This window comes from Psychromonas sp. B3M02 (assembly GCF_003318165.1).
Taxonomy (GTDB): Bacteria; Pseudomonadota; Gammaproteobacteria; order Enterobacterales; family Psychromonadaceae; genus Psychromonas.
The window spans coordinates 1-21,174 of the sequence record NZ_QOCB01000005.1 but is presented as its reverse complement, the minus strand read 5'-3'; the positions used below and the strand labels follow the sequence as shown (position 1 = coordinate 21,174).

At 39.4% G+C, this 21,174-nt stretch carries 13 protein-coding genes; 2 read left to right on the top strand and 11 right to left on the bottom strand.

What is annotated here, in order from left to right:
- Positions 1–201 precede the first annotated feature (201 nt).
- The 7 genes from DS885_RS00390 to DS885_RS00360 all read right to left on the bottom strand — a co-directional run bounded on the left by DS885_RS00390 (position 202) and on the right by DS885_RS00360 (position 10,541).
- Entirely contained in the window at positions 202–687 is a 486-nt protein-coding gene (locus DS885_RS00390; RefSeq protein WP_113817432.1) for a hypothetical protein, read from the bottom strand.
- A gap of 27 nt (positions 688–714) precedes the next feature.
- Positions 715–969: a hypothetical protein gene (locus DS885_RS00385; RefSeq protein WP_113817431.1), complete on the bottom strand. Its 255-nt coding sequence runs from the start codon at positions 967–969 to the stop codon at positions 715–717.
- A gap of 318 nt (positions 970–1,287) precedes the next feature.
- Positions 1,288–2,217 (bottom strand): alpha-E domain-containing protein, encoded by a 930-nt coding sequence (locus tag DS885_RS00380; protein WP_113817430.1) that lies wholly within the window; start codon positions 2,215–2,217, stop codon positions 1,288–1,290.
- A gap of 1 nt (position 2,218) precedes the next feature.
- On the bottom strand, positions 2,219–3,673 hold the full coding sequence (locus tag DS885_RS00375; protein ID WP_113817429.1) for a circularly permuted type 2 ATP-grasp protein: 1,455 nt from the start codon (positions 3,671–3,673) through the stop codon (positions 2,219–2,221).
- Positions 3,674–3,721: 48 nt separating this feature from the next.
- On the bottom strand, positions 3,722–4,600 hold the full coding sequence (locus DS885_RS00370; RefSeq protein ID WP_113817428.1) for a transglutaminase family protein: 879 nt from the start codon (positions 4,598–4,600) through the stop codon (positions 3,722–3,724).
- Positions 4,597–7,116 carry a circularly permuted type 2 ATP-grasp protein gene (locus DS885_RS00365; RefSeq protein WP_113817427.1) on the bottom strand — a complete coding sequence of 840 codons (2,520 nt, stop codon included), beginning with the start codon at positions 7,114–7,116 and terminating at the stop codon, positions 4,597–4,599. Before DS885_RS00365 ends, DS885_RS00370 begins: the two co-directional genes overlap by 4 nt.
- 113 nt (positions 7,117–7,229) lie before the next feature.
- Positions 7,230–10,541, bottom strand: coding sequence for a transglutaminase family protein (locus DS885_RS00360; protein ID WP_113817426.1), 3,312 nt, complete (start codon positions 10,539–10,541; stop codon positions 7,230–7,232).
- Between the two features lie 498 nt (positions 10,542–11,039).
- Between DS885_RS00360 and DS885_RS00355 the strand changes: the two genes are divergently transcribed.
- The gene (locus DS885_RS00355; protein ID WP_113817425.1) at positions 11,040–11,819 is read left to right on the top strand and encodes an SHOCT domain-containing protein; all 780 of its coding nucleotides are present in this window, start codon (positions 11,040–11,042) and stop codon (positions 11,817–11,819) included.
- A 34-nt stretch (positions 11,820–11,853) separates the two neighbouring features.
- A complete protein-coding gene (locus DS885_RS00350; protein WP_113817424.1) occupies positions 11,854–13,044 on the top strand; it encodes a zinc-binding metallopeptidase family protein in 1,191 nt (396 codons plus the stop codon).
- Positions 13,045–13,097: 53 nt separating this feature from the next.
- Here the strand turns inward: DS885_RS00350 and DS885_RS00345 are convergent, their stop codons facing one another.
- From DS885_RS00345 to DS885_RS00330, 4 genes are all read right to left on the bottom strand, one after another.
- Positions 13,098–14,285, bottom strand: coding sequence for an HlyD family efflux transporter periplasmic adaptor subunit (locus DS885_RS00345; RefSeq protein ID WP_113817423.1), 1,188 nt, complete (start codon positions 14,283–14,285; stop codon positions 13,098–13,100).
- The gene (locus DS885_RS00340) at positions 14,278–16,458 is read right to left on the bottom strand and encodes a type I secretion system permease/ATPase (RefSeq protein ID WP_113817422.1); all 2,181 of its coding nucleotides are present in this window, start codon (positions 16,456–16,458) and stop codon (positions 14,278–14,280) included. The genes DS885_RS00345 and DS885_RS00340 overlap by 8 nt, the downstream gene beginning before the upstream one ends.
- Positions 16,458–17,744 carry a TolC family protein gene (locus DS885_RS00335; RefSeq protein ID WP_113817421.1) on the bottom strand — a complete coding sequence of 429 codons (1,287 nt, stop codon included), beginning with the start codon at positions 17,742–17,744 and terminating at the stop codon, positions 16,458–16,460. Before DS885_RS00335 ends, DS885_RS00340 begins: the two co-directional genes overlap by 1 nt.
- A 1-nt stretch (position 17,745) precedes the next feature.
- The coding region (locus DS885_RS00330) for a beta strand repeat-containing protein (protein WP_113817420.1) at positions 17,746–21,174 on the bottom strand (3,429 nt) is incomplete at its 5' end.

Below are 21,174 nucleotides of genomic sequence, written 5' to 3'. Positions count from 1 at the left end.
AAATAGTTAAAACCTAACGAGGCAAGTGGATATAATGTTTTTATTTTTCTTCTGTATTTACTCAATATAAATATACCTAATGCACTGACACCAGTGACAACAAAGGGGTGCTCTTTAGTATGTTTATGAATATCATTTAAGAATATTTTAAGTGATAAATCAAGCTGTCTTAGCTGATCCTTTCCCTCTAACCTTTTTAACTTAATCGAGTGATTTAGATGCTTTAGAGACGACATCTATTCCCTCCTTAATTTGTGCAATCGTGTCTGTAAACCCAATCATTTTCATTAAACGTTTTTGCCAATAGGCTAAACCAGCGAGTACTAACAACATAGATAGTAACGATGTGCCGACTCCAACTAATAAGTATCCAGTTAAGCTATAAAAGACAATACCAATGGCGATGCAGGTGCTAAATACAAATAGAATTAATAATGGAATGAACAGAACTTGACATAATAAAAACTGCTTACTCGCTGCAATACTGCGTAACAGTTCCATAAAAAACACTTGGATGGTCGACTCAGACCATTTACCAAGTGCATCTATGGTGTCCGATAACTTATTAAACATACTGCTGACTTCATTGAATTTTTGTTCAATTTGTTCAGTATCAAATAAGTTATCTGACTTAGCCTCATCAGAGATCTTATTTTCATCGCAAACTGGTTCATTGTTGTTTGTCATAAAATCTCCGATTCGTTAATTAACTAATTATTTAATTAATTTAGATATAGCCCAACCTGCTAAGAATGCACAGCCAACGCTTAATAATGGACGCTCTTTGATAACATTTTCTGCTTGAGCTGTTGCTGTTTTAATTTTTTCTGAGCCTTCATTTAATGATGCTTGCGCTTTATTTTTTAAAGAGTGAACAGCCTCAGTGGCAGCTTCTTCAGCTGAATGATAAGCATCTTCTACTTTGCTTTGTGTTTCTTGAGTTTTTGCTTTAGTCGTTGTAGTAGCCATGTGTCAATCTCCTTAATAATAGATATGTCGCTTTCTATTAAGTGAAAAATAATAGAGGGATTAAATGCCCCTATTCTCGATTGTTCAATATAAGTATTGCGAAAGTCGTGCCAACAAAACAAAAAAACTATAAGCAGTTGATTTTTATTAAAATAAAATAAATAAGTAAGAAAAACATGGAATGTTAATGATGTAGTTTTTACAGCAGCAACCAATAACCCTGTAAAATTTACTCATTAATAGAAAAGGCTAATAAATGAATAATGAAGTGAGCATAGTGATCGCTGCACTTCAAATTAATAATCAATAAAAGTGAAATTATTCTGCTGGTTTTAAGAAATATAACTCCGCTAAACCATTATGAATTGCCGCTAACTCAACTTGAATATTATCAATATAATCATGCAAGTAGCCTTTTTTCAATTCACGAACATCTTCACTTTTTAACTCATCAATGGCATGGTCTATGACGTCAATGATTTCTGCTGCATTCGGTAAAGGCTGAATTAGTACTTTTAATTCTTCTAAGCAGAATAATATTGAACGAGGGAAGACCTCACTGTGCATCACAAACTCAATAACATCAGAGCACTGTACACGTACCCCCATCTCTTGACGATACATCTGGTAGGCACTGAGGGAGCGTAAAAGACTTATCCACTGTATATTCTCGTAGGGTTGCGCTTCTTTACTGGTGATTAAGGTTTCAGAACGAATATCTAAGATACGAGATGTCATATCTGCACGCTCAATCATCAAACCAATGCGGATAAATGTATAACCCACATCATGGTTAATAGTGGCATCTAAGGTACCAAATATTTGATGAGCAGCGTCGATAATGGTTTTTAGATAGGCAAATCGCCCCCGTTTACTTAACCCCTCACTTTGATTATCTTTCACATAATAATAAAGTGAATTGATCTCTTCCCAAACATCTCTTGGAATAACATCTCGAATAGTACGTGCACTCTCGCGCGCTGAAATAATCGAATTTAAGATGGAGGAGAAATTATCTTTACCCACCAATAGATAACGTAACGCTTTTTGCTCAGAGAAGTCTGTATGTGTCTCTAAATAAGCTTTACGTGCACCAATAATATCTACTAAAGGCTCCCAACCTGCACTTACCCCTTTTGGTAAGTCCATCATCAACATATTATTAACGTTGATTAAGCGAGCGACGTTTTCTGCTCGTTCAATATAGCGAGATACCCAATATAAAGTTTCACCGACTCTTGATAACATATTATTTAGCCTCCTCGTCTACAATCCAAGTATCTTTACTACCGCCACCTTGAGATGAATTCACCACTAATGATCCCTTAGTCATAGCAACACGTGTTAAGCCACCAGTTGTTATCTGAGTATCTTTTCCAGAAGACAAGATAAAGGGTCTTAAATCAGCATGGCGACCATCAGGAGTAATGCCATCTAAGGTAGGTACAGTGGATAAATCTAAAGTTGGTTGAGCGACCCAGTTACGAGGATCCGCTTTAATTTGAGCAATGGTTTCCTGTTGCTCTTTTTTAGTCGATTTAGGGCCAATCAATAAACCATAACCACCGGATTCATTGGCCGGCTTTATCACTAATTTATCGATATTCTTGATCACATGATCACACTCTTTAGGGTCAAGACATTTAAAAGTAGGTACATTGGCAATTTTCGCCTCTTCACCTAAATAATATTTAATTATTTCAGGTACATAAGCATAAACTACTTTATCATCAGCAACCCCTGCGCCAGGTGCATTGACTAGGGCAACATTACCCTTAGACCAAGCTCTCATTAAGCCCGGAACCCCTAATTGAGAATCAGGTAAGAAGGCCTCTGGATCCAAGAAAAGGTCATCAATACGACGGTAAATAACATCCACACGTTGCAAACCAGTAATCGTACGCATATAAACGCAATCATCTTTTTCAACAACCAGGTCGCGCCCTTCCACTAGCTCACAGCCCATCTCTTGTGCAAGATAGCAATGCTCAAAATATGCGGAGTTAAATACACCAGGGGTTAATACCACGACTTCCGGTTTATCATCTGGACGTGGAGACATTGCAGCTAGCATATCAAAGAGTTGGGAAGGGTAATCATCGACGGGTAAAATGGGGACTTGTTCAAATAATTCGGGGAAGACTCGTTTCATTACGGAGCGGTTTTCAAGCATATAAGAGACACCTGATGGAACCCGTAAATTATCCTCTAGGACATACATGGTTCCTTTACCATCCCGGACTAAATCTGAGCCACAAATGTGCGCCCATATTTTGTTAGGTGGGGTAATGCCTACACACTGCTGACGGAAGTTGACTGACTTTTCTAATAAACCTTTGGGAAAAATACCATCTTTTATTATTTTTTGGTCATGGTATAAATCATCAATAAATAGATTTAATGCTTCAACGCGTTGTTTTAATCCAACTTCTACGCCTTGCCACTCTTTTTTACCAATAGTACGAGGAATAATATCAAAGGGCCAAGCTCTATCAATCATATTTCCTTCATTATAAACGGTGAAGGTAATGCCCATCTCTTTAATCGCTAAATCAGCCACCGCTCTGGCTTTCTTTAACTCTTCCCCTGACAAGTTTGCAAAAAATGAGGCTAATTGTTTTCCGTGTATCCTGACATTCCCTTTGGCGTCAATTAATTCATCAAAAAAACCATTCGTTTGGTACGCTTTCCAATCAATTTCCATACACTTTCGCCTTTTCATTAACTCATGTTTAATCGTGACGTTGTAATATTATCCTAATCGAATCATATCCACCGCAACATCTAATACTTGAGAGCCTCCGCCAAATACAACCCCTTTTAAAGGCGTCACATCTGAGAAGTCTCGTCCAACAGCTAATGTAATATGTTGCTCTTTAGGTAATACATCATTTGTAGGATCAAAATCCAGCCACCCAAAACCAGGAACAAAAATAGCAAACCATGCATGTGTCGCATCGGCTCCCTCTAGTTTCTCTTCGCCCTCCGGTGGCAGTGTTTCTATATAACCACTTACATATCTTCCCGCTAAGCCTATGCTACGTAAGCAAGCTAGCGCAAAGTGTGCAAAATCTTGGCAAACGCCCCTTTTTTGTGCAAAAACAACACTTAAAGGCGTACTAATCGTAGTAAAACCAGGGTCATACTGGAACTCATGAAAAATTCGTGCCATTAAGTCTTTACAGGCTTCAATTAAGTTTGCCTTGTCGCTAAATGAGACTAATGCATAGTCACGAATGCCTTTTTCTAACTGGGTAAATTGTGAAGGTAAAATAAATTCAGATACTTTCAATAACTCGCTGGTGTTGGGGGTAGCTAATATGTCTCTGGCTTTTTCCCAAGGCATATCGATACTGTTAAAATCAATGTTATCTTTTACCAGTAATTCCACTTCACTGACCATGGTCACGGCCAACACTTTATGCTGTGTTGTGATCTCAAATACCGTGACCTTATTATTAAAATAATCTGTAAATTCTTTTAAATAACTGCTTGGTGGATCTATTTTAATATGGCTACTGTGACATAGCTGTGTTCGATTTGTTTTCGGCGTTAAACGCGCTTGGTTTTGGCATAAGCTGACAAAATCGGCGTATTGATAAGTAGTTGTATGTTTTATTTTATATTTCACGATTGAGCTTGCTCAATATTAGTCCAATTAAGTTTATTGGCGGTTTGTGTATGGGAAAAGTATTGTAGTAGTAATACATCACAAAAGGTATTTAAGTTACTACGAATGTGATGGTTAAACTCAATTAATTGTAGTCTCTTGCCATCTGTACTCGCTTGCAAGTAATCTTTTTCAGTGACATAACAAGTGGTTTTAGACAATACAATCGCTTTTTCATGGGCGGCAATGACCCCAGGACGCCGTTTTGTTGGTAGATGCTGACACAGGCTATTAATCTGCTCTAGTTGGAATAATAACGAACGTGGATATTCTGCATCTAATAATAAGAGCTCAAGCCCTGTCCCAATACTTTGGTGCATACGATAACGGCGTTTATGAGTCACTAAACTCACCTGACAGGTTAATACAGATTCTAATAACGCTATTTCAACCGGCTCTTCTAACTCTTCTGTTAACAAGGCTGAGCTTAACGACGTAATTTGCAAGCTACGCTCAATACGGCGACCTATCTCTAACAAGAACCAACCATTACTGTTGGGCATACAATCGGCAATAGACCCATTGAAGGCCATGATTGAACCAATCACTTTATCTAAAATTGTTTGTAATGCACGCGATGAAGTACTCAGCGTAATGGTGGTTAGTGCTTTTACCAGCTCATTAATTTCATCAATAATACGACGGCTATCGTAGGATAATAATTCCTGAATTTGTACCGCTGCATTGGCTAAGTATTTTAAAGTATTAGCAATACTACCTGCACACTGCTCACTGGCTAATAACTGAAAAGCCATGGTTTTAGCACTTTCATTATCTAAAATTTGTAATACTGGCTCTTGCTCAATATATGGGTAAACAATATGTTGAGAGAGAATTGCGCTAAATAAACGCGTTACCATAGTACGACGCATTGCGTCTGGGTAGATGGCTAACTCGGTATAACGGTCAATAAATATGCGTAGCACTCGAACTGTGCTTTCTGTTCGCTCTAAATAGCGACCTAACCAAAACAGGTGTTCTGCAGTACGACTTGATATGACCCCTTCTAAGAGCGTCACATCCATGCGTTTTCGAACGGGAATAGAGGCTATCGGTTCAGTCACTGTATTCTCGCCATTGGCATTAATCCAAGTATCTTTGATCCAGCCAGAAAGGCTTGGATAACGGCTAACTTCATTAGAAAAACACAGGGCTGAAGGCAATACCTCTACGCCGTGCTCTGTATTTAAGGCATAACAGCGAAATACCACAGGCTTAGCAATCAATTGACCACCACTCCAAAATGGCGCGCTGCTAAATGTAGGTTTGTCTTTAAAATAATAATTCTCAGGCTCTGCTGCAACTAACTTTTTAATTTGTTGGATATCTGCAGCACCATCTAATTTAAAACGGTTATCCTGATAACTTAATAACTCTAAGTGACTCCAATTCTCCTGTTCAACCTGATCAACATCATAGTAGTTAGGTTGTTCCAATAACAAAGATTGTTGTAATAGTTTTTCAGATAACGTGCCTAAATGAGCTTGTACCGAAGGTGAAGATAAAATACCGCTACCAAAAGGGTTCAATACTTTCACAGACCCTTCGCGGACTGCTTGTAATAACCCTGGGATACCATGCAGTGAATATTCTGTTTGCTCTAATGAATCAATACTGTGATCAGGTAACCAACGTAAAATAACATTAATTTTTCCTAACCCTTGCAATGATTTTAAACAGACCTCACCGTTTCTCACGGTCAAGTCGGCGCTTTGTACTAGGGTGTATCCAAAGTATGTTGATAAGAAAGCATGCTCATTGTAGTTAGGGTCATCAATTCCTTGCGTCAATATAACGATTCTAGGGTCGTCCATATAGCGAGTATATTCACTGATCGTATCTTGAAATGACGCTAAAAACTGCTTTATCTGTTGTACATTGCACTCGGCGAACTCTTCGGCCATAACTCGACGTGCAATTACTCGGCTTTTTAATAACAAGCCTAATCCTAATGGGCACTGACAGTGATCGGCTAATGCTTTAAAACCACCTGAGGGAGTGCGATATACGTCAACCGCAGTAAAAAATAATTTTAATTCGTTACTTGGTAGGCTAAAACCTTCACGCAAGTATCTTTTATCTTGAAACAGATCTTTGGCTACAAGCGAACCATCCATTAATAGTTGTTGATCACCATAAATATCTTGCTGAATTTTGTTTAACAGTGTGACACGTTGTTTAATGCCAGCTTCTAATGACTGCCAATCTTTCTTTGAGAACATAAAAGGTAATGGATCAAAATTCCATTGATGGTTACTTTCATGCTTGATATTACCATTCTGTAATAACTGACTAATTTCAATGGCACGTCCACTAACCTCTTCAGCACTTAGGTCAGATAAACGATTAAATAATGTATCCCAATGTTTAGGTAATAAACCACTATGGTTAACTAGCTCATCGTGATCATGTGATTTATTTAGATAGAGGGACAACCATTCAGGCAATTCCGGCATACTGCTGTGATTAATATACATGCTGAAAATGCTCCATTTATAAGAAATTATTCGCGTGTGATGCCTTATACAGGCAATAAAAGAGGTATTCCACTTTAATAAATTTCAAAGTGGAATACTACGTTTATCCAGACTTATTTAAAGCCAGGTTGACGACGTAAATCTAAGGTATGCGGGTAATCTTGATTAATACTTTCTTCAGCTGGTACCACAAACTCAGTCACTGAGTCGGCCGCATGGAAACTATGTGTTGCCGCCGATGGCACCCAACTCGGTTGGTCTGATTTCAGTAATGATGGTGTATGTCCATGTTCCCAGAATCTAGCTACGCGACGACCTTCTGCTTCAAAGGCATTCACAGGTAAGGTTTCTGGGTTACGACCACCAGCATGACTCACATGATATACAAATCCACCTATGGAACGGCCTTCCCAAGTATCGATTAAATCAAAAGTTAATGGTGCATGAACCCCGATTGTTGGATGCAATGCTGTGGGTGGTTGCCATGCACGGTAACGAATACCTGCTACCATTTCATCTTTTGCTTTGCCTTTAACAGGTTTAAGCGGAACTCGACGCCCATTACAGGTCACCACATAACGGTCACTCATGGTGCCTTGCACTTTAATTTGAACTCTTTCTAATGAGGAGTCCACATAACGTGCGGTACCAGAAGCACTCGCCTCTTCACCTAATACATGCCAAGGTTCGATGGCTGTTCTTAGTTCAAGTGTAACGTTGTCCAACTCACGGGTACCACATACTGGGAATCTAAATTCAAAGAATGGGTTCAACCAACCTAGTTGGAAACCAAAACCTGCTTGTTGTAAGTCACGCGTTACTTCTGCTAAATCATTTTCTACGTATTGTGGCAGTAGGAATTTATCATGCAGTTCAGTTCCCCAGCGCACTAGCGGTTTGTGATACGGTTTTTTCCAGAACCACGCCAATAACGTACGTAATAATAACATTTGCACCAGGCTCATTTGCTCATGAGGAGGCATTTCAAAGCCTCTGAACTCAACTATCCCTAAACGCCCTGTTGCAGAATCTGGCGAATATAGTTTATCGATACAGAACTCTGCACGGTGTGTATTACCCGTTAAATCCACCAATAAGTTACGTAATAATCTATCCACTAACCATGGTTCAGGTACTTCTCCTTCCGGCATATGTGAAAAGGCAATTTCTAACTCATAAAGCACTTCATCACGGGCTTCATCAACACGCGGTGCTTGGCTGGTTGGGCCAATGAATAAACCAGAGAATAGGTAAGACAACCCTGGATGATGCTGCCAATAAGTAATAAAGCTACGTAAAATATCTGGGCGACGTAGGAATGGACTTTGATCCGGTGTTTCACCACCTAAAGTCACATGGTTACCACCACCGGTACCAGTATGACGGCCATCAGCCATGAATTTATCGGTACCTAAACGAGATTGCTTCGCTAACCCGTACAATGTGGTGGTTCTTTCTACTAATTGATCCCAAGATGTTGATGGGTGAATATTCACCTCAATAACACCAGGATCCGGTGTAACGGCATATTTTTCAACACGACTGTCTTTTGGTGGGCTATATCCCTCAATAACAACGGGCATTGAAAGCTCTTTTGCTACTGTTTCAATCGAATTTAATAAACCTAAGTAATGTTCAAAATGACTAGTTGGCGGCATAAAGATATATAAACGCCCATCTCTCACCTCAAGTGCCATTGCTGTTTTGATCATTTCACTACCAATAAAGCCTTTTTTCAGCTTCTTGGACTTAGCAAAGGTCTCAGGAATATCAAAGGGGTCACGATCGATAATATTATCTGTCCATGCCAAACTGTCTAACGGTAAACGATAACCTAATGGTGATTCACCAGGTAACAAGAAACAGTGACCACGCTTAAATTCCCATGCACAGGACTGCCAGCAATTTTTGCCGTCATTCCACTGTAAAGGTAGAACATAACCAACAGGTTTTTCGATACCCTTTTCCATTTTTTCTAAAAAGCCTTTGCGGCTCATCGCATGTAATAGTTTAGGATCTTTTGGTCCCGGTTCTGATGGTAATGAACCCTCTTGCCATAAATGATAAAGGATATCTTCATAGGCGGTAGTTAAGGCTTCTTTACCTAACCCTAAGGCATCACTGAGTTTTTCAGCAAACTTTTGAGTGTCAGTATGATCAAGCTTATAGTCTTTGTTTGGATCGGCTAATAGGCTAGCGTCTTTCCACAATGCAACCCCATCTTTACGCCAATAACAAGCATATTGCCAACGTGGCAATGGTTCACCTGGGTACCACTTACCTTGTCCGTAATGGGTAAAACCACCTTTAGTAAATACTTTATTCATTTCTACGAATAGATTTTGTGCTAATACTCTTTTTTCTTTACCGTCAGCTTCTGTATTCCACTGCGGATGTTCCATATCATCGATGGAGATAAAAGTTGGCTCTCCACCCATGGTTAGGTGGATCCCTTGATCATCATAAATATCATCAACATGTTGGCCTAAACGATTAATCGCTGACCATTGAGCCTCTGAATAAGGTTTCGTTACACGAGGGTCTTCATGAACACGTGTTACCTTGTTGTAGAAGCTAAATTCAGACTTACAATCATCAATGCCACCTGTCACTGGCGCAGCAGAACTTGGCTCAGGCGTACAAGCTAATGGGATATGGCCTTCACCAGCAAATAGACCAGAAGTTGGGTCTAAACCAATCCAACCAGCACCAGGGATATAAACCTCTGTCCAAGCATGTAAATCAGTAAAGTCTTCCTCTGGACCACTCGGACCATCTAGGGATTTTTGATCTGAAGTAAGCTGTACTAAATAGCCTGATACAAAACGTGCCGCTAAGCCTAAATGACGGAACAATTGTACTAATAACCAAGCGGAGTCACGACATGATCCGGTTTTTTTAGTCAAGGTTTCATTGGCAGTTTGCACGCCGGGCTCTAAACGAATGCCGTAACCAACTAACTCATAAATAACTTGATTTACCGCCACTAAGAAATCTACGCTACGGATCGGTTCTTCTGGTTTTAGGGAGGCAATTAATTCTAAGAGTTTAGGGCTGGCTTTACGCTTTTTAAGATAAGGAGCTAATTCTGCTTTGGATATTTTGTCATAAACAAAAGGAAATTCTTCAGCATATTCTTCTAGAAAGAAGTCAAAGGGATTGATGACTGTCATTTCCGCGACTAAGTCAACAGTAAAACTAAACTCAGTGGTGGGCTCATTAAATACCACTCGAGCCTGATAGTTACCAAAAGGATCTTGTTGCCAATTAATATAATGATCTTCTGGTGTGATTTTTAACGAGTAGCTTTTAATTTTTGTTCGACTATGTGGGGCAGGACGTAAACGAAAGATATGCGGCCCCATGTTTACTGAGCGGTCATATTTATATTCAGTATGATGCGAAATACCAACAGTGATTGTCATCGACTAATTCCCCTTTAATGATATGCAGCTATATAAATAACATGGAAATGTTACTAGGTGTTGATTTATTTTTTGCAATAATTATTCCACATACATGAAATACAATGGAAATATGCTGTCTAACGGTGTAAACCGCGACGCATAGTGGAAGACTTAATTTTTTTATTAAGGACACACCGCAAAACCTTACTTAAAGCGCACCTTTTGGTGCAAAGAGTGCACTAAAATAACACTTAATATCTGAATAACTGACGCTAAATCAAGAGCATATTTTTTTGAGGTAAGAGGAGAAGCATTCATTTTATTAATTTAATCATCATTGACTAATCGCTTTAAAAAATACTTAACAATAAAGGTGCTCAGCTGATCAACAATGATGCTATGATAGTGCATATTTTAAGCATTTCTTCCATGCAAAATAGATTCGAATAAATATAATAATATCAAAATGATTTATTACCCCTTACCTCTGTAAAACGACCTAATAGGATACGCCTTATGCAAAAGCTAACGGATATCGGTGCAAACTTTGTCAACGAACTCTCATCACGCTATGGCCTGAGCCAAGATGCCGTCATGCATATGCTTGTCGCAGTGAATAATGGCGGCTGTTCCATGGCGCAATTCAATTGCCCTGAATTAGGTGGTTCAGGACAATGGATGCGTGGTGGTATGACAATGGTTGGCGATATGTTTAATAGCGGCTTAAAAATGACCGTGGATAATCTCTGTAATGAACTAGCTAATTTTCTAGCTAATAATCAAGTATTTCCTATTATACCTGCGGGTACACCTGGCAGTAGTCAATGGTGGCCAAGCCATTTAGGGCACCCCTTCAGTAGTGGAGCTCAAAACAATATTCGTTATGCTGTTTTTCCTAATAGACTTGCCATTGAATTAAATGGCCAAATCTCTATTTACGATACCTTAGATCATAATATTGGCGGTGTTAGCCAGCAACAAGGTGGTGATGACTCACTAACCTTTAGCAGCCAATGGGGTAATATTCATGTAAGCAGTTTACCTTTGATTTCAGGCCAATCATTACCCACTTCAAGCAATACCAATTTTGCACAAGAAAATCATTCAGTAATGCAGTCAACAGAAGCACCAACAACAACCGCAGAAATACCTTCATCTGACATGCCTAATGAGCAGTTTCACGCAGCTAACCAGATGATTGAAATCATCACTAAATTGGCTGAATTAAGGGATATGGGCGTGTTAACTGAAGAAGAGTTTACTAAAAAGAAAACAGAACTATTAAACAAAGGTTAAGTGCTACTTTGTTAAGGTTTTATACGGTAACAATATGAAAACATTTAAATGTAATTGCGATCAACACCCTATTCTATTTTTTGAAAGTAGTCACTGCCTTGCATGCGGCAAAACCGTTGGCATTGATGATCAATTCGATCAGGTTGAACCTTATGAAATTGAGGCGAAAACAGGGCTGTTTTATAAACTTGATGACCCTAAAGTAAAGTATAAAAAGTGCGATAATAATGCGCAGTATAATGCCTGTAATGGCATGGTGAACTTAAGTACTTACACACCTATATCAGACAGTGACGAGGTCTTATGCTTTGCCTGTCGGTTTAATGAAACTGTACCGGACTTAAGTATTGCAGAGCATATTCCGTTATGGCATAAAATGGAAACGGCCAAACGACGCGCTTTATACACTTTAAATGCGTTGCCGATTCCTTTACACAACCTAATGCAAGATCCAGAAACGGGATTGAGTTTTGACTTTATTACCGATCGCAATGTCAATGACCACTTTTCTAGCCCTTTAGCAGGACAAGAAACTGTTTTTACTGGTCATGATTGTGGGCATATTACCATTAATTTAGCAGAAGCTGATGATGTTGCTCGCTCACAAACAAAACATGCGATGGGTGAACGATACCGAACCCTACTTGGTCATTTTCGCCATGAATTAGGGCATTATTATTTCGATCAATTAATCGCTCATAAGCCTGAGAAGCATGCTCTGTGCAAGCAATATTTTGGAGATGATGAGCTAGATTATCAGGCAGCACTAGCCCATCATTATGAACAAGGTGCCCCTGAAAATTGGCCTGATACTTTTATCAGTGAATATGCCACTATGCACCCCTACGAAGATTGGGCTGAAACATGGGCACACTACATGCATATTATTGATACATTAGAAACCGCTCAAAATTTCTCTATTAGCAGCTCTACCTCAGGGGATGACTATGATAATGAAGAGGTTGAATCTTTAAAGCTACCACAAGATGCTTCATATTTTATGGGGCAAAAAGGGATTACTCAGATTCTTGATACTTGGATAGATTTTTCAGTCATGCTGAATTCGCTGAACCGAAGTATGGGGCTAGCTGATGCTTACCCTTTTGTACTTACGCAAGCAGTCAGAACTAAGCTATCGTTTATCCATCACGCGATCCATAACAAATTACATTTACTGCCTAAATTAAGCAATACAGAAGCAAGTAAACTCACTGTGATTAAATAATCGATAAAAACCTGTTCACACTACGTAACTAGTGCGTGGTGTGAACAACATGATCAATAAAGTGTTGCTTTAATTAATGGCTTTAATAAATAACTAAGTACCGTACGTTTTGCACCTAATATATCTACCTGCGTTATCATTCCTGGTCTAATAGGTAGCTTCTCTCCATTACGTTCAAGATAATTTTTATCAGTATGGATTAGCACCTGGTAATAATATTCTTTACCCTGAGCAGTATCTTCTTCAAAAGTATCCGCACTAATTTGCTCTAACCTTCCTTCTAAGTCGCCATAAATGGTGTAATCATAAGCGGTTATTTTTACTTTAGCTGTCATACCCGGCGCTAAAAAAGCGACATCCTTGGGTTTTATACGTGCTTCAATTAATAGTTGCTCATCAACGGGCAACACTTTCATAATCGGCTCACCAGGTTGAATCACGCCCCCTTTGGTGGTGACTAATATATCGTTAATTTGGCCACGTACTGGAGATACTATTTGCGTTCGTTTAAGTTGATCCTCTTTCTGCACTAAGGTTTCCATTAAGGCGTTTAAACTAGCCTTTTTTTCTGTCAACTCCGTATAAGCATCTTGCATATAGTCTTGCTCAACACTCACTACTTTACCTTTTAATTCTTCAATACCTTTATCTATCCGTAACAATTCCATTCTACTAACGGCTTTGCGTTTCACTAGGGGTTCAAGCACCTTTCGCTCTTTAACAAAGATATCAATTTCACGTTGTACAGAGGCTATAGTTTGCTGCTTTCTATCTCGGCGGGCTTTAAATAATGCGATTTCAGACTGTACTTCAGGCGTACTTAAATCAAAGTCTTCAGGGAAGGCAATCGCCTTTTGATCTTTAACCTCAGAGTCTAATCGAGCAATGGCCGCTTTTAATGCAATGGCTTGACTAAGCCCTTCCATATAAGCCGCATAGAAACGGGTTTGATCTAGACTCACTAATACTTGTCCTGCTTCAACCATATCTCCTTCTTGCACTAATAAGGAATCAATAATCCCACCTTCTAAACTTTGGATCATTTGTAAACGGCTAGAAGGAATAATACGTCCTTCACCACGTGTTACTTCATCTATCTCGGCAAAGCTTGCCCAAACCACAAATGCAATAACCGTCAATATACTCAACCATAACCCAGGTTTAGCTGCAGGGTGCATCACTGTATATTCAGGGTCATTTAATGACCTCAATAATCGAGATTGATTATGTTTTTTAGACATTAGCATTCCCCTGTTTTTTAGTAGAGAGAATATCTTTTAAGGACCCATCCATAGTCACTTTGCCTTTATGTAATACTATTCCTCGTTGGCCAATGGATAACATCCTTCTTTTATGTGTCGACATAATCAAGGTCCGCCCTTTCAACCATTTATTAAGAAAAATCAGTACTTTCTCTTCACTATTTTGGTCAAATGCCGCGGTCGGTTCATCCATTAAAACAATGCGTGGGTCTTGTAAAATAATACGCGCTAACCCAATTGCTTGGCGCTGTCCGCCTGACACACTGCCATTACCTAAAATGGGCAAATCTAAACCTAATGGGTGCTCTCTTGTTGCTGCTCCTAAACCAATCGAATCCAATGCTTCAAATAACTCTTGATCCGAATGTTGCTCTCCATCTAACAATAAGTTATCTCTTAAAGTGCCATGGAAAAGTGCAATATCCTGTGGCAGGTAACCAATACCCTGACGTCTATCGCTAGGATCGATTTGTCCTAAATGTACGTTATCCAATAAGACTCGACCATCAGTTGGATCACTTAACCCTGCCATAATCCTTAATAGCGTTGACTTACCTGCGCCATTACAACCTAATAGCATTACTCGGCTACCAGCAGTAATCTTTAAGTTTTGAATATCTAGAATCAATGCAGCTTCTTGAGAGTAACGAAATTTAATATTATCAATATGATAATCACCTTTTAAATCCGTCTTACGTACAAATTTACGATCTTCCTCTCGCTCAATAGGTGCATTCATTAATTCATCTAATCCTTCCAATGCAACTTTGACATGTTGCCAACGTACTAATACTCCGGCCATTTGATTTACTGGTGCAATCGTACGTGATACCAACATGGTACAAGCAATCAAACCACCTATTGTTAAGTTACCCTTACTGATTTCAAAAACACCAATAATTAACACACCAACGTAACAAAGCTGCTGAGTCATAGAAGCACCTAAAGTTAAGAAGGAATGAATTCTTTTAAGTAATATATTTTCATCTGCAAGTTGTGCAGATAATTCTTCCCAGAGTTGTAAATTTCTACCTTCTGCTCTTGTAGTTTTAACGGTTTCTAAGTTATCTATCACCTCTAACATAAGGCCATGCTTAATGGCACCTTCACGTAAATTAGCGCGGGATAGTTTTGCTAACTTTCTCTGCATTAATAAGCTAGGTAGCAACATTAATAGAATACCAATCACAGGTACCCACACCACAGAGCCGCCGATATACGCAATAACACTCAAGAAAATAATAATAAAAGGAAAATCACTGATAGTGGCGGCCGTTGAGGAGGTGAAAAATTCACGGACACTTTCAAACTCTCTAATCTGGCTACTAAAAGCACCCGTAGAAGGTGGTTTAGCCGACAAACGGATCTGCATTACCCGCTCAAATAATAACGAGGATAGTTTGATATCTAAGCGTTTTCCGGTGGCATCTAATAAATGCGCGCGTATTACTCTTAAAATAAAATCAAGCACAATGGCGAGTATGACACCCGAGGAGAGAACAAAAAGCGTATCAAATGCACTATTAGGCACGACTCTATCGTAAACTTGCAGAGCAAATAATGACGTTGCAACGGCTAATAAATTGGCAACAAAAGAAGCAATAGCAACTTCTGCATAGGCTGGCCAACAACGGCTTAATGGCCCTTTAAACCAATGTTCTTTTTTCTCTTTTGCATAGTTTCCAGCGCGATCATCTTTTCTAAATTTTGGTTTAGCAAGAATAGCGGTACCCGTATAAATCTCATTAAGCTCATCAAGACTTAAATCATCAATCCCACCTCCCGTTTCTGGCAATAAAACTTTTGCCGTTCCCTGTTTAAGATCTAACTCCGAGAGAATAACGGTTGTACCAGATTCTGTTAATAATAACGTCGGTAATAAACGCTCAAAGATATCTTCAAGTTCAATATCTACAACACGAGCAGACAAGCCTACACGAGCCAACGCACGTGGCACATAATCAATGGCTAACTTACCATCATGAAGCGGGTAACCGTCAGCTAACTCAGATGAAGTGACTTGTCGGTCGAATAATCCACAAAACAAAACAAGGCCTTTTCTTAACGGATCTTTTTTTGCTTTTGTGAAGTGAAATCGACGAGAAGAATGAGGCAGCGTTTTTTCTTGTTGTGGTGCTGTTCCTTTTTCCATTAGTATCTTTCTCTCTCACCTTGCAGTAATAATAATTTATTGAGCATGCCTAGTTTTGAAGCGGTACGATAAGGCAACATTTTGTATTCTGATGAAGCTGTTATTAACTGCGTTTTTAATTGAAATGTTTCTGATTCATTACTTAATAAGTCTTCAATCGTGCGCAAACCTGCACTAAATTGGTCTAAATACACCTTCACTAAATGACTCGATTCTTTAACTTGATGCTTTAATGCTTCCACTCTCTGCTGCAATGCAATCCGGTTTTCGCTATCAGAGCCAAACTCTCTTGCTAGATCTCTGTGTACAGATTGTAGTTCCCATTTTGCTGCTTCTACTAATTGTAGTTCAGATTGCGCTTGATAATAGGCTGATAAACCTTGGTTTATTTGCATTTTTACATTAATGCCAATTGATGAGTCTTTGGTAAGCACACCATTTACATCTCTTTTAATGGCACTGGCTTCAAATACAACATTAGGTTTCAAAGCTGCATTGGCACTTTTAGCCTCAAATTCAGCGATATAAATATCCTGCTGTGCCTGCATATACTCTGGAGACTGAACAATATGTTCCTCTAATTTTTCTTGAGTATTTAACTGTGAAAATATATCGAGAGGTTCTGTAAATCGAGGTAGGGTGCTAGGTGGTTGTCTGAGTAATAAAATATACAGCCGTTCAGCAGCTTTAAGTTCACCTTGAATTATCGCCAATTGCTCATCTACATAAGCTTGGTATTTAAAGACTTTACTTAGTTCTGAGCTGTCGCTGAATTGATAATTATCACGCTCTTTCGCTAATAGATAGATGCCATGAAGCTCACTTTGGTATGTATGTAAGGCTTTTAATTTTTCTTGTGCAGTGTAGATCTCATAACAAACCTCAATTACCTCTAATGCCACTTCCGAGCGTGCACTTAACATCGCTTGTACTTGCTTCATTTTTTTTGCGGTAGCCGCATCAATATTACTGGCTACTTTCCCCCAGTCATATAGAGTTTGAGATAAAGTTACGTCGTATCCCAACTCTCCATATAAACCATGCTCAGGGCCAACAGATAAATCAAGAGAGGGCCAATAACCGCCCTCCTCTACTTTTATTTGCGTGATAGCACTTTGTATTTTTGCTTCTTCTACTTTAACTTTAGGGTTATTCGCTAAACCAATATTAACCACCTGCGCTAAAGAAAACTGATTTACACCTTGGGCATACTCATCCAGAGCATAAACATTGCTGCTTTGAGCACAAAACAGCAGCGTTGCTATTACATAACGTTTAATGGGCATATTAAATAGTTACCCCGATCTCTTCATCAACGTAAAGCGTTGTACTTCCTAGGTGATATTCGTTATAAGCCACACCATTCACTAATGAACTTCCAGCGAGTGTAGCACCTTCCATATTAACCGTATCATTATCATCACCATTGATAGTTAGGGTGTCCTCTTCATCAGTTAATGCTTTCACCGCTTCTTCAGTGAGTTTTAACACATTACCTGTTTCACCTTCGCTTAAATCTATAGTTTCGATATTAGTAATAGATCCTATGTTTAGGTCGCTTAGATCAAGGTCAAGACCATCATCTAACAGCAATGTATCACTGCCTTCTCCGCCATCAATACTTTCAAACAGTACTCCAGAAAGAGAGATTAAGTCATCTCCATCTCCAGCGTTAAAAGTATCACTACCGTTACCATCTATTAACATGTCATTGCCAGCACCACCGACTAAATTATCATCACCGGCACCACCACGAATAAGGTCGTTACCACTACCGCCTATCAATACGTCGTTATCACCATAACCATATAAACGAAGGCCGCTTGAGGTATAGCTATAATCCATTTCATTTTGACTACTATCACCCTCTTTGACGGTATCAATATCAAACAGAATATCATTGAGCGCATCAACACTCACCAAATCACCCAATGAACCACTACTACTTGCACCTTCGGAATCAGTTGCCGTGATCGTTAAGTTATTTAACACATCAGCTTGTACATTTAATTCAAGCGCGCCGCCTAACAGCCCCTCATTATCATAAAATTGTACAGTTGCTAGTAATTCATTAATTGATTGATTATCTATTGTCCCGCCATCTACTGCGGTAATAGTTAGCGTTGAAGAGGCTGCAACAAGTCCTAATAAACCAGAGTTATTACTGACTTCTATTTGTAACCCTAACTCAGCAGCCATTTCGTTTGATGCTGCTAATGTTAGTTCTGTTAAGCTGACATCTAACAAGGCTTGGTAATTCACTTCCACACTAGTTAAGTTACCATCAATGTCTATTGCAGTAAGGGCTTGGTTATCTAAGTTAATAATGTCTAATGCTTGGACTGCTACTAGCCCTAATAAAGAAGTATTCGAAGCACACACGATGGGTGCGCTATTATCAACATTTGAAACAACCTCTGGAGCAGCACCTGAGCTTTCAAAATCAACGGTTGCTTGGGAAATATCACCATCACCATCAACTAAGCCAACATCAATAGTTGTCGTCCCACCTAGCACATCGTCTCCTAAGGTGAGGTCATCAACTAATAAATTACCGTTCGCCAGTAAGTTTTCAATAATATCTTGGTCAGCAGAAAGCCCTTCTGTGATATCTATTTCACTAAATATGATGCTTTGATCAACCTCTGCTGTTGCATAACCACCTTGGAAGTCACCATCTGCACTGATATAAAGTGTTGTATCTGTTCCATCAAATTCAAAGTGTAAGAAGTTAGATAAATTACCAGCCCCCGAAGTACCTATTTTCCCTTCACCCGTTAATAGTTCAGCTAAATCGATAATGTCACCACCACTAGTAACCGGTCCTATTTCAAAGTCGGTAATAGTATCAATACTTGTTACATCGACTGTTTCCCAACGGAATACATCATTTCCTGTATCGCCAGTTAAGGTATCATTACCTATTCCACCAATAAGGATATCGTTACCTGTTCCACCGTCTAATATATCGTTACCAACCCCACCACGTAATAGATCTGCACCTTCGCCACCATTTAAAGTGTCATTGCCATCGTAACCGTAAATACGGTCGCTGCCAGATGTGCCCGTTAAGCTTGCATTGTTATTATCATCGCCTTCAACCAAATAATCAGGGCTATCACCAGTGGATAAAAGATCGGCATTAAGTAGATCAAAATCACTTGATGAAGTGGTATTTCCATTTGAGTCAGTTGCTTCGATTGTCATGCCGGATAGTAAATCAAGACTTACTAAACCACCATCCCAATAAACGGAACCTAAAAATTCATTTAATTGTTGATTTGTGATGGTACTGCCATCAGTGCTAGTAATTGTGATAGAAGCAGTATTTCCTAAACTAATAAACGGGAAATCGACGGTGACAACCTCTAACCCGAATTCATCTGCTATTGCAGATGAATAAGAGAAGCCAGCAGAGCCCACTCCAAGTAGACCACCTACAGAAATAACAACCTGTGTAATATCATTATTAGCATCAGTTGCAGAAAATGCTTGGCTAGAACTAAAATCAATCAAATTTAAAGCATCAACGCCTACTAATCCTAATAAAGAATCGTCGGCACCCAGCGCTACTTCAGGGCTAGATTCAACAGTAGCTTCAACGTCTGCAACACCAGTTGTGGTATAACTGTATTCACCAGAAGATACATCAACGGTAATTGTTTCGCCTTTGACAGTGTCTATCGTTAGTATTTGAGTGCCAGTGTCGTAATCACTCGCTTCAAAAGTATTAACTACATCAGAGCTGCCATAAGTACTGATAGTGTTACTGTCAGCATCATAGCTAAAGGTATAACCATCAATCGTTACAGTTGATACTTCGATGCCATCAGCACCAGCATCAACCACAAGATCTCCGGTGTAATTAGTATTAACCGTATCAACGACCTCTTGTTGATACGCCGTCACACTTGCAACATCGTCAGTTACGTTAACGACTAACTGCGCAGTTTCACCAATATTGCCTACAAGATCTGTTGAACTTACACCGAATGTTATAGATAACTTGTCATTTCCTTGAGCGATATGGTCAAGTGAAGTAAGTAACTCGAAATCATAATTACCGTTAATATCTAATGTTAGTATTGCAACTTCACCAGAACTAGTACTACCTGTTAAAATCTGTGTATTTTGAGCGTCAATTGATAATGCCCAAGTAACGCCCTCTCCTTGAGATGTATAAGTCTCTGTAGGGGCTATTAACGAAAGACTACTTAACTCTTCAGAAATGATTAATGATCCTGATACTGACGCTGTAGTCACAAGGTTTGTTTCATCGACCGATAATAACTGGTCCTCTACAACAGGTACCGTCACATCTAATGTAATGGTGCCGTTGGCTACTTCACTGCTGTTGTTAGCTGTATCTGTCGCGACTACACTTACCGCAATCTCACCTTCTGTTAGTGCCGTTAATGCATTATCTGCTAACGTCCACGTGCCATTGCCGTTATTGGTGGCGTCGTATTCAACGCCGTTCACTGTCACGACAACCGCTGCATCATTATCATCGACTGTGCCAGTTAAGGCAGGTGTGGTGTCATTGGTGATGATCGACTCAACCGTGACGGTTGGTGCCGTTACATCTAATGTAATGGTGCCGTTGGCCACTTCACTGCTGTTGTTAGCTGTATCTGTCGCGACTACACTTACTGCAATCTCACCTTCTGTTAATGCCGCTAATCCATCATCCGCTAACGTCCACGTGCCATTGCC